The organism is Streptomyces sp. NPDC058470, assembly GCF_042721055.1.
In the GTDB taxonomy this organism is placed as follows: domain Bacteria; phylum Actinomycetota; class Actinomycetes; order Streptomycetales; family Streptomycetaceae; genus Streptomyces.
This window is the reverse complement of the sequence record NZ_JBHXMF010000084.1, coordinates 1-16241: the sequence shown is the minus strand read 5'-3', so window position 1 is coordinate 16241 and position 16241 is coordinate 1. Positions and strand designations below refer to the sequence as shown.

13 protein-coding genes, 1 tRNA gene and 2 pseudogenes are annotated in these 16241 nt (G+C 70.5%); 9 read left to right on the top strand and 7 right to left on the bottom strand.

Annotation, left to right across the window (positions count from 1 at the left end):
• The first annotated feature begins 69 nt into the window (after window positions 1-69).
• Together ACFWP7_RS38855 and ACFWP7_RS38850 are read left to right on the top strand one after the other, a co-directional pair.
• Window positions 70-2436 carry an FdhF/YdeP family oxidoreductase gene (locus ACFWP7_RS38855; RefSeq protein WP_384392054.1) on the top strand — a complete coding sequence of 789 codons (2367 nt, stop codon included), beginning with the start codon at window positions 70-72 and terminating at the stop codon, window positions 2434-2436.
• Between the two features lie 108 nt (window positions 2437-2544).
• A pseudogene (locus ACFWP7_RS38850) lies at window positions 2545-2724 on the top strand (MarR family transcriptional regulator); the annotation flags it as partial.
• Window positions 2725-3139: 415 nt separating this feature from the next.
• On the opposite strand, the gene ACFWP7_RS38845 reads toward ACFWP7_RS38850, so the two are convergent.
• On the bottom strand, window positions 3140-3901 hold the full coding sequence (locus ACFWP7_RS38845) for a maleylpyruvate isomerase family mycothiol-dependent enzyme (RefSeq protein ID WP_384392051.1): 762 nt from the start codon (window positions 3899-3901) through the stop codon (window positions 3140-3142).
• 159 nt (window positions 3902-4060) lie between these two features.
• On the opposite strand from ACFWP7_RS38845, the pseudogene ACFWP7_RS38840 reads away from it, so the two are divergent.
• Window positions 4061-4303, top strand: a pseudogene (locus ACFWP7_RS38840) (transposase); the annotation flags it as partial.
• 372 nt (window positions 4304-4675) lie between these two features.
• Window positions 4676-5008, top strand: coding sequence for a hypothetical protein (locus tag ACFWP7_RS38835; RefSeq protein ID WP_384392048.1), 333 nt, complete (start codon window positions 4676-4678; stop codon window positions 5006-5008).
• Window positions 5009-5018: 10 nt separating this feature from the next.
• On the opposite strand, the gene ACFWP7_RS38830 is transcribed toward ACFWP7_RS38835, so the two are convergent.
• Both ACFWP7_RS38830 and ACFWP7_RS38825 read right to left on the bottom strand, forming a co-directional pair.
• Window positions 5019-5663, bottom strand: coding sequence for a chloramphenicol phosphotransferase CPT family protein (locus tag ACFWP7_RS38830; RefSeq protein WP_384392046.1), 645 nt, complete (start codon window positions 5661-5663; stop codon window positions 5019-5021).
• 155 nt (window positions 5664-5818) lie between these two features.
• A tRNA-Val gene (locus tag ACFWP7_RS38825) sits at window positions 5819-5890 on the bottom strand.
• 251 nt (window positions 5891-6141) lie between these two features.
• Here ACFWP7_RS38825 and ACFWP7_RS38820 point away from each other — a divergent pair.
• The 4 genes from ACFWP7_RS38820 (at window position 6142) to ACFWP7_RS38805 (ending at window position 9541) form a co-directional block, all read left to right on the top strand.
• Complete coding sequence (locus ACFWP7_RS38820; protein WP_384392043.1) at window positions 6142-6957, top strand: DUF4097 family beta strand repeat-containing protein; 816 nt, start codon at window positions 6142-6144, stop codon at window positions 6955-6957.
• A 74-nt stretch (window positions 6958-7031) separates the two neighbouring features.
• Window positions 7032-8471 carry a hypothetical protein gene (locus tag ACFWP7_RS38815; protein ID WP_384392041.1) on the top strand — a complete coding sequence of 480 codons (1440 nt, stop codon included), beginning with the start codon at window positions 7032-7034 and terminating at the stop codon, window positions 8469-8471.
• A 229-nt stretch (window positions 8472-8700) separates the two neighbouring features.
• Entirely contained in the window at window positions 8701-9285 is a 585-nt protein-coding gene (locus tag ACFWP7_RS38810; RefSeq protein WP_384392038.1) for a DUF4383 domain-containing protein, read from the top strand.
• A gap of 40 nt (window positions 9286-9325) precedes the next feature.
• Window positions 9326-9541: a zinc ribbon domain-containing protein gene (locus ACFWP7_RS38805; RefSeq protein ID WP_384392035.1), complete on the top strand. Its 216-nt coding sequence runs from the start codon at window positions 9326-9328 to the stop codon at window positions 9539-9541.
• Window positions 9542-9693: 152 nt separating this feature from the next.
• On the opposite strand, the gene ACFWP7_RS38800 is transcribed toward ACFWP7_RS38805, so the two are convergent.
• From ACFWP7_RS38800 to ACFWP7_RS38790, 3 genes are all read right to left on the bottom strand, one after another.
• The gene (locus ACFWP7_RS38800) at window positions 9694-10572 is read right to left on the bottom strand and encodes an HAD family hydrolase (RefSeq protein ID WP_384392032.1); all 879 of its coding nucleotides are present in this window, start codon (window positions 10570-10572) and stop codon (window positions 9694-9696) included.
• Complete coding sequence (locus ACFWP7_RS38795; protein ID WP_384392029.1) at window positions 10572-13037, bottom strand: phosphoribosyltransferase; 2466 nt, start codon at window positions 13035-13037, stop codon at window positions 10572-10574. Before ACFWP7_RS38795 ends, ACFWP7_RS38800 begins: the two co-directional genes overlap by 1 nt.
• Before the next feature lie 113 nt (window positions 13038-13150).
• Window positions 13151-14320, bottom strand: coding sequence for an HpcH/HpaI aldolase/citrate lyase family protein (locus ACFWP7_RS38790; RefSeq protein WP_384392026.1), 1170 nt, complete (start codon window positions 14318-14320; stop codon window positions 13151-13153).
• A gap of 188 nt (window positions 14321-14508) precedes the next feature.
• On the opposite strand from ACFWP7_RS38790, the gene ACFWP7_RS38785 reads away from it, so the two are divergent.
• Window positions 14509-15381: a TerD family protein gene (locus tag ACFWP7_RS38785; RefSeq protein WP_384392023.1), complete on the top strand. Its 873-nt coding sequence runs from the start codon at window positions 14509-14511 to the stop codon at window positions 15379-15381.
• Window positions 15382-15443: 62 nt separating this feature from the next.
• On the opposite strand, the gene ACFWP7_RS38780 is transcribed toward ACFWP7_RS38785, so the two are convergent.
• Complete coding sequence (locus tag ACFWP7_RS38780; protein ID WP_384392093.1) at window positions 15444-16181, bottom strand: Tellurium resistance; 738 nt, start codon at window positions 16179-16181, stop codon at window positions 15444-15446.
• Window positions 16182-16241: the final 60 nt, after the last annotated feature.

The window sequence follows — 16241 nt, the reverse complement described above, 5'->3', positions numbered from 1 at the left end:
GTCCCCGGCATAGCCTGAGGAGAGGTGCCGGGGACCGGTCCACGCCCGGCCGGTGAGAGGGTGAGAGTCTTGACTGCCTCCCATGACGACCAGGAGCGGCCGGAGCCCCGGGAGGCGCCGGAGCCCCAGGAAGCACTGGAGCCCCAGGAAGCGCTGGAGCCCCGAGTGGGGCCCGCCGCCGAGGGCGATCCGTCTTCCCACCCCTACCACCACCCTGCCGCGGGCTGGGGCGCGGCCAGAAGCGTGGCCAAGGTTCTGGTGCACGAGCGTGCCCTCGTGGACGGTCCCCGGGCGATCATGCGCATGAACCACGAGAACCGGGGCTTCGACTGTCCCGGCTGCGCCTGGCCCGACGACACCAAGGGCCTGCACCTGGACATCTGCGAGAACGGCATCAAGCACGTCACCTGGGAGATGACCCACAAGCGGGTCGGCCGTGAGTTCTTCGCCGCCCACTCCGTCACGGAGCTGTCCGGCTGGAGCGACTTCGCCCTGGAGGACGCGGGCCGGCTCACCGAACCGATGGTCTACGACCCCGAGTCGGACCACTACGTCCCGATCGGCTGGGCCGACGCGTTCGACCTGGTCGGCGGTGCCCTGCGCGCACTCGACAGCCCGCATCAGGCGTCGTTCTACACCTCCGGCCGCCTGGGCAACGAGGCCACCTTCCTCTACCAGCTGATGGCCCGCGAACTGGGCACGAACAACCTGCCGGACTGTTCGAACATGTGCCATGAGGCGAGCGGCCGCGCCCTGCGGGCGTCGCTGGGCACCGGCAAGGGAACCGTCGACCTCAAGGACTGGGAGGCCACCGACGCCCTGTTCATCATGGGTGTCAACGCGGCCTCCAACGCGCCCCGGATGCTGACGGCCCTGGCCGAGGCGTACCGCCGTGGCGCCCAGATCGTGCACATCAACCCCCTGGTCGAGGCGGCCGCCACCCGAACCATCGTGCCGCACGACTTCACGGGCATGGCGTTGAACAAGTCGACGCGGACCAGCACCCTGAACCTGCAACCGCGGATCGGCGGCGACATGGCGCTCATGCGCGGTATCGCCAAGGCGGTCCTGGAGCAGGCCGAGACCGATCCCAAGGCGCTGGACCGGGAGTTCATCGACCGCCACACCACGGGCTTCGACGAGTACCGGACCCGGTGCCAGGAGACCTCCTGGGAGGAGATCGAGCGCCAGTCCGGGGTCGGGCGGGACGACATCCTCAAGACGGCGCGCGTCTACCGCGACGCCGACCGGAGCATCTTCAGCTGGTGTCTGGGGATCAGCCAGCACGAACACGGCGTCGACACCGTCCGGGAGATCGTCAACCTCCTTCTGCTACGCGGCAATCTGGGCCGCGAGGGAGCGGGACCGTCCCCCGTACGCGGGCACAGCAACGTCCAGGGCAACCGGACCTGCGGCATCGACCACCGGCCCACCGAGGAGTTCCTGGCGCGGCTCGCCGAGGTCTGCGAGATCGACCCGCCGGCTGCGCACGGTCTGGACACCGTCGGCACCATCGAGGCGATGCACCGCGGGGACGTGAAGGTGTTCGTCGGCATGGGCGGCAACTTCGCCCTCGCCGCGCCCGACACCCCGTACACCTGCGCGGCACTGCGCAAGTGCGAGCTCACCGTCCAGGTGAGCACCAAGCTCAACCGCAGCCATCTCGTCCACGGCAGCCGGGCGCTCATCCTGCCGTGCCTGGGCCGTACCGAAAAGGACCAGCAGCGCCGAGGCGTCCAGAGCACCTCGGTCGAGGACTCGATGAGCATGGTCCACCTGTCCGTCGGCATGCGGCGTCCGGCCTCGCGGCACCTGCTGTCCGAACCCGCCATCATCGCCGGGATGGCCGGCGCCGCCCTGCCGGACGGCTCCACCCCGTGGGAGTGGTACGTCGAGGACTACGACCGCATCCGCGACACCATGGCCCAGGTCCTGGACGGCTTCGAGGACTTCAACCGCCGGGTACGCCTGCCGCTCGGCTTCCGGATCAAGCAGCCCGCCCGCGAACTGGTCTTCCTCACGCCGTCGGGCCGGGCCGAGTTCTCCGCCGCGCCGCTGCCCGACGTGGTCCCGGCCCCCGGCACCCTGGCGCTGAGCACCCTGCGCTCCCACGACCAGTGGAACACGACCATCTACTCCGACAACGACCGCTACCGCGGCATCAAGAACCTGCGCACGCTCGTCTTCATGAACAAGGACGACATGCGCGAGCGCGGCGTCTCCGAGTTCGACCCGGTCGACATCACCAGCACCGCCAAGGACGGCACCCACCGCCACCTCGACGGCTACCTCGCCATCCCGTACGACATCCCCCACGGCTGCGCGGCCGGCTACATGCCGGAGATGAACGTCCTCTGCGCGATCGGCGACTACAGCACCCAGAGCGACCAGCCCCTCATGAAACACGTCAAGGTCACCATCACCCGTGCGGGCTGAGCGACGGAGCGGGTTGCGAAACCGCGATCCGGCCAACACCCTTGCCCTCAGGTTAACTTCAGGTTCTAGGGTGCCTGCATCAGCGACCGTCCACAGAGGGAGCCGCGCATGACGGCACAGCACCTTTCCGACGCCGAGCTCGCCGCCCAGCCCGCCGCGTACTGGACCGGAGTGGCCTACGAAGCCCTCATCGCGTTCACCCGTGCCCGGCAGGCTGAACACGGCTTCACCCAGCCCCAGTTCTGGCTGCTGCGCAACCTGTCGAAGAACGATCTCTCACCCGACGGCCGCTCTCGTCGATCGCGACGCAGTGGTGGTGGGTCTTGCCTGCATCGATGCCGGCCCAGATCGCGGTCAAGTTGTGCCTCCGTACGGCGTGGTGCTGGTACCTCCCGACGGACGACCTCGCTGTCGATTCCCTACGGAGCGATCATTCGCAATTCCTAATTGGCAGCCGAGTCGTCGTGGGACGTCGGGCGGCCAATCAATGCCAGCCACAGTCGGCAGAAGGTTGAAAGCCACACCCCACGCCCCTGGGTGGACCAACCATACGAAGGGCTGGCCCGGTCCCGTGAAGAACGTAGGGAAGGTTGAGTGAGTGCTCCTAGCTGGAGCGGGCGTCCGCCGCGCGGACGCGGAGCTGTTCGCGAGGTTCACCGAGGCGGACGTCATCAAGGCCGTCCGCCGGCGGTATTGACACTGGCTACTCCTCGGGCTCCCAGGCGATCAGATGCTCGAACACCTGCTGGTCGCCTTCGATCTTCAGGTCCCTCAGCGTGAGGCGACCCCAGACGAAGAGGAGCAGCTGCTCCGCCGTGCCCGTGGCCGAAGCGGAGGCGGGCGCGGCGCCGTCGGTGAGGGGTGCGGGCCAGGCGCCGGTGCCGTCCAACGCGAGCAGCCAGGAGCGGCCCTCGGTGGCGTGGTAGTGGATGGTGGCGGCCTCGTGCGGCCAGGGCGCCGGGGTGGAGTTGCAGGTGTCGAGGAACTCGGCCACGCCGTCGATCGCGACGTCCGCCGGCATCGGCTGCACAGCGCCTGCGGCGAGCTGGGCGTCGTAGGTGTGCACCAGCACCTCGTGCACCCGGCGCCGGGCAACGCCCCAGGCGTTCGCCGGCGACACGCCGGCGCTCCACCACGCCCAGCACTCGCGCTCCGGACCGGCCTCGCGCAGCGCCCTCAGCAGCAGCTCGTTCGACTCGGCGTACCAGGCCAGCAGCGCCTCGAGCTCGCGCGGTACCTCCGCGGCATCCTTGCCCGGCGGAGCCTCGGCCGGGCCCGCGGCGACGATCGCGGCCCACCAGCGCTGGCCCGTACCCAGGTGCTGCACCAGATCGAACAACGTCCACTCGGGGCAGGACGGCACCGGCGCGTCCAGGCTGGGCGCGGCGGCAACCGCACTCCCGAACGCGGCCGACCGCTCGTCGATCAGTTGCAGCAGGGCGGAGAACTCAAGACTCTCTGTCACATCGCTTACCTATCACCCCGGCTCAGCCGACCGCACCCTGTTTTCCAGCCCGTCAGCTGCGGGAGTTGGAGCACCTAATAGAAGGCCTGGTCGTAGCCATATCCCCTTCCTGGCTGGCCCGTTGAACGAGTCATGGGGAAGGGGAACGGTCCTCCGCGGATGGTGCCGGATGACCTGTGGGGGCGGATCGAGCCGTTGCCGCCGGCCAGGCAGCGGCATCCGCGCCATCCCGGTCGGCTACCACTGGACGACCGTGGCTGCCTGCAGGGCATCCAGTTCGTGCTGCAGACCGGGATCCAGTGGGAGTGGCTGCCGCAGGGGCTCGGCTTCGGGTCCGGGATGACGTGCCGGCGCCGACTGCGGGACTGGCACGAGGCCGGGGTGTGGGACCGGCTGCACCAGCCCGCCGGCCATCTCCTTCGGCGCGTGCAGCACGGTGATCAGCGACCAGACCTCAGGCGATCGACCCAGCGGCCAAGGCCTCGACGTGAGCGGCGGGGGCGCGGCTGACGTGGTCGACGGTCCTCTGCGCCGACCTGGCCGGCTTCGCCAGGGCTGCGCCCCCAACGGGACGGACACGGTGCCCAATCGGGTCCACGGGACGGTGAACCATCCTCCCGCCCGGGTGTCGCGTACCCAGACATGAAAACCCAGCGGTCACCAGATTTCGCTGACAATGCTCCACCTCCGCTGTGAGAGATCACGCCCCACCCGTTCGCGTGAAGTCCCCGAAGGAACTCGCATCCCAAAATCGAACAGGCGTACCATTGCCGCGTGGCTGCGACCTATGACTTTCCGAGTGACCTCCTGGCCGGCCAGGAGGAGCTGCATCAGGTCCGGGCCGAGCTACTGGCCCTGCTGAAGCGACTCCCCTGGTCGGTCGAACCGCTGGACGGCTTCAGCGACGCCAACGGCTGGCGCAAGGTAGAACGCCCCGCCTCCCCCGGCTGGACCGCCGACGAACAGGCCGAGGTCGAAAAGCTCCGTCGGCGAGAGCGCGAGCTCGCCGTGTTCGTGACCTGCCACCGCTTCTGGTCGAAGGTCACCCCCGGGGAAACGGTCCATGCCCGCGCGAGCCTCAAGCACGCCCACGAGGACCCGGCGTGAACGCGCCGACTCAGCCGGCCTTCGGCGAGGTCCGAAGAGCCTGAGGCGTAAGAAGCGTCCGCCGGAGCGTCTCGAAGGCGGTGGGGCGCGGGCGGTCCGCCAGGAGGTCCCGTACCCGAAGAGCGCACTCTCGCGGGCTGAGAAGGCTGGTGTCGACGTCGAGGTCGTGCAGTCGGTGGGAGTGCACCTCGCCGTACTGCAGGGCGGCCAGCCCCCGCTGCCGGTCCCCGCGCTCGTTCTCCCGGCGTTCCAGCTCGGGCAGCGGGCACCTGACGCCGACCAGCACCGTGTCCTCGGGCACGAGCAGACCGAGAAGGTCGAGCAGCCGCCAACGACGGCTCAGCGGATGATCGACGACGAGATTGTTGCCACCGGCCGCCATACCCGCGACGGCACGGTGGAATCCCTTGGCCGTGCGGTCGATCTCCGCCTGAAGATCGTCGTCGGCGATCTCACCACCGCCACGCATCGCATGAAAGGCGTCCACCGGCATGTGGAACCACGTCCCGTCGAGCACATCGAGGAGTTCCCGGGCGATGCTGCTCTTCCCCGAACTGGACGTGCCGTTGAGCAGAATGACGGTGCCCTCGGCCACGGTCTCGGGGATACGCGCGTTCTCCGGGTCCGCGATCCCTTGAGCCGCCTCGGTCGCCATGGTGTCGCCCTTCCCTCCGCCGTACAGCCATGATCTCGAACCGGGCGGGTCAGGTCGTGCTGGGGCTGTGCAACACCGAAGCGAGTGCGGGAAACGGGAAGGCCCAGGGCTCAGGGAAGGTTCTCCCGGCCTGGGCCTTCATCGCTATATCCCGGTGGGCGCGGACGGTTTCGAACCGCCGACATCCGCCTTGTAAGGGCGGCGCTCTACCACTGAGCTACGCGCCCAGGACGAGTCGACAGCCTACATTGCCCGGGGGGATGCCCTGCAAACGCGTATCCGGGGGCCGGGTTCGGGGACCAGCACGGGACAGGCCCGGGAACAGCCCGCGACCGGTTCGGGGGTTTGCCCCACCTCCGACCCGGGAGTCACCCGGATCCCCCCGCCGCCCGCGGATCCGTACGTTCGAAGAGCGTCGGAAGAGCAGGTGCCCGAGAGGCCCGGCGCATGTCGCGGTACTTCTCAGGGGGAGACCTTCATGGCTCGCACAGTACGTAATCCAACCGCACGTACCCATACCCGCACAGCACGTACGCGCACTCGCGCCGTCGCCGTCACCGGCGCCGTGGCCGTCGTGGCTCTGCTCGCCGCCGGGTGTGGTGCCAGCGCCGGGGACGACGAGGAACCCGAGCACCGGTCCTTCGCCCTGAACGGCCGCACGCTCACCGTCGACTCCGACGACTCCGCGCTCGACCTCGTCGTGGCGGACTCGGACGAGGCCGACAAGGTCGAGGTCACCCGCTGGTTCCAGGGGAGCGTCGTGGTCGGCGGGGAGCCCGAGGTGACCTGGAAGATGGCGGACGACCGGCTGGTGCTGCGGATGAAGTGCTCGGGTGTGGTCGCCGACTGCTCGGCCAGGCACCGGATCGTGGTGCCGCGCGGCGTCGCCGTCACCGTGAAGGACGCGGACGGAAGCGTGAACGCGCAGGGTTTCAAGGACGCGCTGAGCATCCGTACGGCGGACGGATCCGTGCGGGTGAAGGACTCCTCCGGGCCGCTTGACCTGCGTACCGCCGACGGATCCATCCACGCGGACGGCGTCGACTCGCGGCGCGTGCAGGCGCGTACCGAGGACGGCTCCGTACGGCTGGAACTCGACGCCGTCCCGGACCTCGTGGAGTCCCGCACCGCGGACGGTTCCGTCACCATCGCGCTGCCGCAGGAGACGTACCGGGTGACGACGGAGACCGGTGACGGCTCGGTGGATGTGTCGGTGCCGCGGAGTGACGCCAGTTCGCATGTGGTGTCCGCCCACACCGGCGATGGGAAGATCACGGTGCGAACCGCGAACTAACCAGCCCGTGTGTTCGTCCTTAACGGGTGGGAGAATGACACCGGGCAGGGCGTATCACCACACGGGAGAGGGATGTGACGGCGACACCTTCAGAGCCGTACACGGCGTCTGTGCCATGCGCGCAGGCAGAAGGTGGTCGCCGCCCGCCGGGCTCCGGGGCACGCCGTGCATCCGGTGTTCCTTACGCCGTCTCCTACGCCGTTCGTGACGCGCTGACCCTCATGGCCCTGCCGCTGCTCGTCGCCCTCGCGCTGCCCGCGGCCTTCGCGGGCGGCGGCACCCGGCGCTGGTTCGGCGGGCGCGCCGAGGGGCAGCGGGCCGAGGCACAGGCAGCGAAGGACGCCGCCGCGGCCGCCTTCTACGAACTCGACACCGCCCAGCGTGATCTGCGGATCTCGATAGAGACCATCACGGCCGTCGACGCCTCCCCGGCGGCCCGCCGTGCCGTCTCCGACTTCGAGGCGCTGGGGCGGCGCATCGACGAGGCCAGTCAGCAGTACATCACCGCCGTCGACGCCCACGATCTCGACCGGGACGAGCTGGAGGCCTCGATCGCCGCCCAGGCCCGCACCGAGCTCACCGCCGCCAAGGACGAGCTGGGCCGGGTCAAGACGGAGCTGGACCGGTTCGAGCAGGGGCTCGGGCCACTGCTCGGCAAGGCCGAGACGCAGCTCGCCCGGCTCGCCCCGTCCGTGGAGCGCGCCCGCCAGGCCCTGCTGGCCGCCTCGAACGCGCTGGACGGCGTACGGGGGTCGGGGCTCAAGGCCGACGACCTCGCCGCCCGGCTGGCCGCCCTCGGACCCGAGCTGACCAAGCTCAACCAAGGCGCCGGACAGCACGGCGTGCCGGAGACTCTGGAGCGCGCCGAGCGGGTCTCGAAGGAGGCCGAGGCGGTGCGGACGGAGGCGGAGCGGCTTCCCGAGCGGGCCGCCGAGATCGACCATCGGCTGGTTTCGCTGCGGACCCGCGCGCAGGCGCTGACCACGCGATCCGGGCAGGTGGAGCCGGTGCTGAGCGAGCTGCGGCGGCGGTTCTCGGCCGCGTGCTGGCAGGACCTTCAGCACGTGCCGGAGCAGGCCGCGGAGAGCGTACGGCAGGCCGAGCTGAAGCTGAAAGAGGCGCGGACCGCGCGTGACGAGCAACGCTGGCCGGACGCGACCTCCCTGCTGTCGACCGTCCGGGCGCTGCTCAACAACACCGACGAGGCGGTCTCGGCGGCGGGCGACCGGCTGCGGCGGCTGAACGCCGTGGCGAAGGACCCGCAGCAGGAGATCGACCGCACCCGCTTCGCCATCCGTGACGCCCAGCGCCTGGCCATGGCGGGCCGCAACACCCCCGACCCGCGCCAGGCCCGCCCCCTCGACGAGGCGGTGGCCCGCCTGGAGCACGCCATCACCTCGCTGGAGGGGCGCCACCCGGACTACTGGCACTTCCTCACCGAGACCGAGGCGGTACGGCAGACGGTGGCGCGGGTGGTCTCGCAGATCCGCGAGGAGCGGGGCGGCGGGGCCTGAGCACCGGGGTGGGCAGGGCTCCGGGGCGACGGAGCCTGAACACCGCGTACGGCGCTGGGAGCGGCGCGACCTGAGCGGCGCTTGCGCTTACGGCTCTGGGTGCGGCGGGACCTGAAATCCGCATACCGCAACACCACGTGCAGCCCCGGGGGTGGCGATCCCGGTGTCCCGGGCGGATCCTGAAGATGCGTACGGCCTCCGCTAAATGCGTGAGCGTGAGGAGGCGGACATGGCCACACACGTACTTCGCCCGGGAACCAGGCGGCGGCGCATCGACTTCGACGAGCATCTGCCCGTCGATCACCGCCTCAGCACCTTCTACCGGATCGGCGCGGGCCTGATGGGCCTCGTCCTGCTCGCGTTCGGCATCCTGGGGCTCATCGACAAGGTCGGCTTCTTCGACACCCGCGGGGACCAGGTCGCGGGGCTGAGCACCAACGGCGCGCTCAGCGTGCTGTCGATCTGCGTCGGGCTGCTCCTGTTCGCGGGGATGGTGATCGGCGGGAACTTCGCCTCCACCCTGAACATGGTCCTCGGCGTCCTCTTCGTCCTCAGCGGCTTCGTGAACCTGGCGCTGCTCGACAGCGGCGCCAACTTCCTCGCCTTCCGCATCCAGAACGTGCTGTTCAGCTTTGTCGTGGGCGTCATGCTGATGTTCTTCGGGATGTACGGAAGGGTCGGCTCGGCCCTGCCTCACGACAACCCGTACTGGAAGGCCCGCCATCCCGAGCGGCAGGAATACGAGCAGCGTCTGCGGGCCAAGGCCCACGCACTCGCCCTCCAGCGGGCGGGCGGGCGCGAGCTCCGCAGGTGACCCTCGGCAGAGGCACGGGGCGCCAGCTAACCTGGGCCCCATGCCTCGCTACGAGTACCGCTGCCGGACCTGCGGCGACACGTTCGAAAAGAGCCGCCCGATGGCGGAGTCCTCCGCCCCTGCGGCCTGCCCCGCCGGCCACGACGACACGGTGAAGCTGCTGTCGACGGTCGCCGTGGGCGGGTCGGCCTCCGCGCCGGCACCCGCCCCGGGCGGCGGCGGTGGCGGCTGCTGCGGCGGGGGCTGCTGCGGCTGACCTACACGTGTTTCGCCCCCGCCGCCCCTTCCCGTCCCATCCCTGGGGCTTCGCCCCAGACCCCAGACCCCAGGCCCCAGACCCCGAGGGGTTGTCTGGATTGTCTTTTGGCTGCGGACCGGTGGGGGCTTGTCGCGCCGTTCCGCGCGCCCCTAGGAGGGGCGCGGGTCGTGGTGTTCGCACCCACGCAAGAGATCCCGCAGTATCCGCTCCCCCGCCGCGACCCCGAACTCCGCAAGCGCCGTAACCGTGGGCGCCGTCCACCCCGCCTCCGCCAGTTCTCCATGCCCCGGGCGCCATCCCCGGTCGGCGGCGAGCAGGAGGTCGGCGTCGAGGAGAGAGTCCCCGGCGGCCAGCGTCAGGGACGCTCCCGTGCGCCGCGCGACCTCGTACATCGCCGCGCTCTTGGTGAGCGGCTTCGGTACGGCGTAGATCTTGCGGCCCTGGAGGGACACGGTCCAGCCGCGGTTCTCGGCCCAGACGGCGAGTTCCTTGACCCAGTCCTCGGGGAGCAGTTCGCGCTCGACGACGAGATAGGCGAACAGGTCCTCGGCGACGCGGTGTTTGCGGACCCAGGCCGGGTCGGCGGTGGCCTCCATGTGCTCGCGCACCTCGGTGAGTGAGGCGCACTCGCTGGCCAGCCGTGCGGTGACCCGCGCGTACCAGTCGGGGTCGGAGACGCCGTCGACGAGCAGGTGCCCGCCGTTGGCGCAGATCGCGTACTTCGGGGCGGGGCCCGGCAGGCTGATGCGCTGGTACTGCTTGCGGGTGCGGGTCGTGGTGGGGACGAAGTCCGCCACCTCGCCGAGTTCGGCCAGCAGGGCGGCCGCGGTCTCCGTCATGTACGACAGCGGCCTGCTCTCGTGCACCTCGACGCAGAGCAGCCGGGGCGCCTGCGCGTCCGCCATGGTCAGCGAGAGGGCGGCGGCGGAGTAGATGAGCGTGCGGTCGAGGTCACTGGCGACGAGCACCTTGGGCGAGGCCGTCGAGGCCGCCGGGGCCGACGCGGAAGTCTCCGAGACTCCGGGCATCAGATCGTCACCGTCCTGCCGTCGGCACCCGTCGCACCGCGGGTGAACTTCGGGTGGATCAACCCCACGCAGGTGTACGGGAGTTCGGCGACCTCCTCGACGGGCACCCCGCGCTGCTCGGCGAGCAGGCGTACGTGGTCGAGGTCGGCGCCCGCTCCGGCGCGGGCCAGGATCTTCCAGGGGACGCGGCGCAGCAGCACCCGGGTGGTCTCGCCGACGCCCGGCTTGACGAGGTTCACGTCGTGGATCCCGTACTCCTCGCTGATCCGCTCGACGGCCCCCCAGCCCTCCCAGGTGGGCGTGCGGTCGGCTGCGAGCAGTTCCTTGGCCTGGGCGCAGGCCGCGTCGGTGATGTCGGGGAACCGAGCGGCGACGGCGTCCAGGAAGTCGACGGAGACGTCGGATCCGGCGAGCTCGCGGTAGAACTTCGCGCCGTGGAAGTCGTGTTCGCCGACGAGGTCGGAGCGCAGGACGGTGCGCGAAATCAGGCCGGACACCGTCGAGTTGAGGCAGGCGGAGGGGATGAGGAAGTCCTCGCGGGTGCCGTACGTCCGTACGCACGAGCCTGGATCGGCGAGCACCGCGATCTCCGGGTCGAAGCCGGTGACTCCTTCGGCCTCCTCGAACTCCCTTATCGCGTCGGCGAGTTCGCGGGTGATCGCGCCCTTGCCGGTCCAGCCGTCGACGAACACGACGTCGGCGGGGTCGTGGTGGGCGGCCAGCCAGCGCAGCGCGTTGGCGTCGATGCCGCGGCCCCGGACGATGGAGACGGCGTAGTGCGGGAGGTCGAGGCCGTGCCGGTACTGGGCCCAGCGGCGCATCAGGACGCCTACCGGGGTGCCCGCGCGGGCCAGCGACACGAGCACGGGGCGGGGTGAACGCTCGGCGAGCACCAGCTCGGTGACCGCGCCGACGGCCTGGGCGATCCGGGCGGCCGAGGTGTCGAGGGCCGCGTGGAACAGCTCCTGGTAGTGGGCGCTCGGCTGGTACTCGACCGGCAGCGACTCCGCGTAGTGGGCGCCGCCGCTCTGGATGGCCTCCTCGCGCTCCTCGGTCGGCGCCTCCAGCGTCACGTCCGAGAGGTCCTGCAGCAGCCAGCCGACGTCCTCCGGTGCGTACGAGGAGAAGGCTGGGCCGCGGAGGGGCTCGGGGAGCATGGAGGGCCTTTCGGTGGACGGCCGTGCGGGGACGTACGAGGGGACGACGGCGAGCAGGACGTTCGGCGTGTGCGCGGCGAGCTGCGCCAACAGGCCGTCCACGGCGTGCAGTTCGGGGGTGTCGGCGGTGGAGTCGACGACGGCGACGACGGCGTCGAAGCCGGCGCCCGCGACGTTGTAGGCGTAGCGCTCGCCGGGGCCGTCGCCCGGGTTGTCGTGGGCGGGGAAGACGAGCCGGCTCCGTATCGCGTAGCCGGGGTCGTCGAGGGCGAGCACCGGGGACCGGGTGGTCGTGGAGTAGCGCACCTCGGCGGCCACCACCTGCTCCAGCTCGCGGGCCAGTCGCAGCGGCGCGTACATCAGCTCCTCGAAGCCGAGTACGAGCACCCGCCGGGCGTCGTCGGGCAGTGCGTCGGCGACCCGCGCGGCCAGCGTGGGCAGGGCGCCGTCCAGCCGTATTCGCTGGCCGGGCGCGAACCCGTGCCGTCCGCCGTCGGGAACGCCACGCGGCCAGCCCAGCTCGACGCGGGTGATTCTTCCGGCACGGGAGCGAGCAAGCGCCGCGAGTGCCGCGGGCCCGGCGGGCGCCGCGAGCGCCGCCGCCTCGTGCTCGGCGACCAGCGCCTGCCCCTTCTCCAGCACCCCTTCGGGAAGGTTCACCGTGCCCGATGCCGCGGTCACCAGATCGACCCGCGCGCCGATCTCCCGGGCGAACTCGTCCAGGCGCCCCAGGTCGGCGGCGGACCGCATGTCGACCAGGGCGACGACGACGTACCGCTCGCGCGGGTAGCGGGCGTGCAGGTCACGGATGGTGTTGAGGACCGTGTTGCCGGTGGAGAACTCGTCGTCGACGAGGACCAGCGGGCCGGAGCCGGCCAGCAGGTCCGGGTTCTCGGGGAGGAGCAGATGCGAGGTGGCGTGCGAGTGGGACTCCTCGAAGCCGCCCGCGCTGGTGACGCCGGGGACGGGTCGGCGGGTGGAGTGCAGGTAGGGCGCGAGGCCGACGCCGTCCGCGACACAGTGGCCGAGCCCAGTGGCCGTCTCGGCGTAGCCGAGGACCACCGCGGCACGGCACTCCTCGGCGCCCAGCAGGTCCCGCACGCGCCGGCCGAGCGCGAATCCGTACCCGTACACCACGGACGGCGACTGCGGCACATGCTTGCCGAGCACGTTCGACACGAGCAGATGCGCCCGCTTGGGGTTGCGCCGCAGCGCGAGCCCCAGCAGGTCGCTCAGCTTCTCGTCCCCGACCAGCTCGACGCCGAGCCGTTCGGCGACCCAGGTCCCCGTCCACACCACGTTGCTCATCAATTCCTTAATCGGTAAAGGTCACTACGGAATCGGTAAAGGCCACTACGGCTGGTCGGGCCGCTCAGGTCTCAGCCGGGAAGTTCGGCCCGAGTCAGGAAGGAAGCCCGGCCTCAGTCGGGAAGCCCCGCGGCCAGCAGTTCCACGAAGCCGATGTCCTCGTTGGCGACGCCGAAGACCTCGGCACGCTGAAGGGTGCGCTCGGCCCAGGCGCGGTGCGGCTTCACCTCGTTCATCTTGTTCGTGTACGCCGACCGCAGCACACCCCCGCCGCAGCGCTCGGGCCGCAGGATGTCCTGCGCGTCGCTGTACTCCTCGTGGCTGACCACGGACAACGCGTGCACGGCCGGCACGTGCGAGGGGTGGATGCAGGTCTTGCCGAGCAGGCCGTTGGCGCGGTCGAGGGCGATCTCGCGCAGCAGCCCGTCCAGATCGTGCTCGATGAGTGTCTGGCGCAGTCCCTCGACCTCACCCTCCTGGAAGGGGCTGCGGCGCAGCTGCGGCTTGAACATGCGCTCCTGGACCCGGAAGTACTCCCACACCGGGCCGGTCACCGTGAAGCCGGTGCCGTCGGCCCGCCCGAGCACGTTCACCACGTCGGCGATCACGGAGGCGACGATCTGGACGTCGTACGCGGTCATGTCGGGCGCCCTGCGCAGTCCGTACGCCGAGCAGAAGTCGGTGACGCCGAGGCGCAGCGCGAGGACGCGGTCGCGGTATTTGGTGACCGTGCGGTGGATGCCCTCCAGGGTCTCCCTGCGGGTCTCCAGGTGCAGCAGGCCGGGCGATTCGAGGACCGGCATCGCGAAGAGGCGCCGTCCGCTCGTGTTCTCGGCCGCCGTGAGCGCCTCCAGGAAGGGGACGCCCCGCTCCTCGGTGAACTTCGGCAGGACGAATCCGGACAGCAGCCGCACCGCCGGGCCGAACCGCTGGACGAGGTCCGGGATCTGCTCGGGTTCACGGACCCGTACGAAGAGCAGGGGCAGCTCGGAGAGGTGCGGCCGTTCCGCGAGGTCGGCGAACTGCCGGACCAGGTTCTCCTCGGCGCCCACGACCTCGGAGTCGTCGATCGAGTCCTCCAGGCACAGCACCATGGAGACCACGCCGCGCCTGGCCTGCTTGACGATGTCGTCGGCCAGCTGCGGCCTGGTCGCGGGGCTGTAGAGGGTTGCTCCCAGGGCGGCCGCGAGCACGTGCGCCGGCGATTCGGCGGTGAAGACGCTCGGCTCCCGGTGGAAGAGGCGCTGCCGCTCTTCCGGGGCGATATGACCGAAATGACGCATGAATCTCCCCGTGGCGGCTAGGCGGCCAGATCTGATGTGGCCGGTAATAGTACGTATAGATCAATGTCAAGGGTTCCCACCGGGCATGAAGTTCTGGTAACTCAGCCATGTCGACCGTTCGCCGATCCCGGCCGGGGATCTTCACCCCCGCGTTGTCCTGACCAGGCCCCAGAGGGCAGGATGACCGCATGACGCACGCGATGCTGAAAGGGTCGAACGTCCCGCTGGAGGCCACAGCGGTGCGCGCGGTGCTGCGCTGGGCGCCCGGACAGGGTGTCCCGGACGTGGACGCCTCGGCGCTGCTCCTCGGCCACGACGGTCGTGTGCGATCCGACGAGGACTTCGTCTTCTACAACCAGCCCCGCCACCCCTCGGGCAAGGTCAGACTGCTCGGCAAGAAACGCGGGACCGAGGGCCTTACCGACACCATCCAGACGGATCTGTCAGGTGTCGAGTCCGCTGTCGGACAGATTCTGCTGGTCGCATCGGCCGAGGACGTCACCTTCGACCGCGTACGGGGCTTGCGCATCCTGCTGTACGACGCGTCTCTCGCGGACGCCGAACCGCTGGCGTACTTCGACATCACGCCGGAGACCGGCACCGAGACGGCGCTGATCTGTGGCGAACTGTACCGGCGCGACGGGGGCTGGAAGTTCCGGGCGCTCGGCGAGGGCTACTCGGAGGGCCTGCAGGGGCTGGCGAGCGACTACGGGATCCTGGTGGACGAAACGGAGGCCGCCGCCCCGCTGACGGACCCCGCGCCCCACGCCCCGGCGTGGTCCGCGCCCGCCGCCGCCCCCGAGACCTCCGTCCCCCTGCCGCCCGAGCAGCCCGCTCCGGTGCCGCAGCAGCCCTCGTACGGCTATCCCGGGCCCCAGGCGGCTCCGGCCCAGCCCTCGTACGGCTATCCCCAGCCGTCCAGCCAGCCCGCCTACGGATATCCGGGGCCCCAGACCGCGCCGGCCGCGGCGCCCGCGTACGGCTTCCCGCAGGCGGTCGGCACCCTGCCGGACCCGGACTTCAAACTGCCGCCTCAGGGGCCGCAGTTCATCGGGCGCTGAGCTCCGCCCTGTAGACATCCGCCTTGTAAGGGCGGCGCTCGGCGGTCGGCGTACGCCCCTGGCTAGCGGCCGGCCTTGGACTTGTACCCCCGCCCCCACTGCAGCCCCCAGCCGTACAGCCGGTCGAGTTCGGCCTGGAATCCGTAGACGAACCGCACCTCGCGGCGCACGATCAGTTCGCCCTTGACGTTCTCGATCATCACGACGGCGCAGGAACGGGCCTGCGGATGGCGTTCGTCGAGGCTGATCTCGACCCGTGGGCCGTTGCTCGGGAAGAGCGTGACGATGGCGTGCGTACGGTCGAAGGCGGGGGTCTGGTCGTAGATGTAGACGAAGACCAGGAGCCGCTGGATGTCGTCGCGGTGGTCGAGGTTGACGTAGATCGTCTCACCGGACGCCGAGCCGAAGCGGTCGTCGCCGCTGAGTTTGACGTACGGCGGGCCGTTGAGTTCGCCGAAGAAGCTGCCCAGCGGCTGGACGACGCCCTTGGAGCCGTCCTTGAGTTCGTACATGACGCCGAGGTCGAGGTCGACGTTGACCATGCTCTGGGTGTGCGCCTGGACCACTTCCGGCTTGAACGTGCGGAAGGGGTGGCGCAGCAGGCTGCCGCGTTGCGGCCCGCCTATGTCGGAGGTGCGCATCCGCCAGGACAGGTTGATGCGCAGGTTGCCGGTGGCCGCGCCCTGCTTGGTGAGCGAGACCGTGTGGTTCCGCTTGGTCAGCTCGATGGAGTTGGTGGCCGCGCTGCCCGAGTCGAAGTCGGCCGAGCGCCCGCGCCACAGGTCCTGCCAGATGCCCATTCCGCCCCCACGTTCCCTCTGTATGCCCGCGGGGCGGCCGCGAGGACTCGTCCTCGCGGC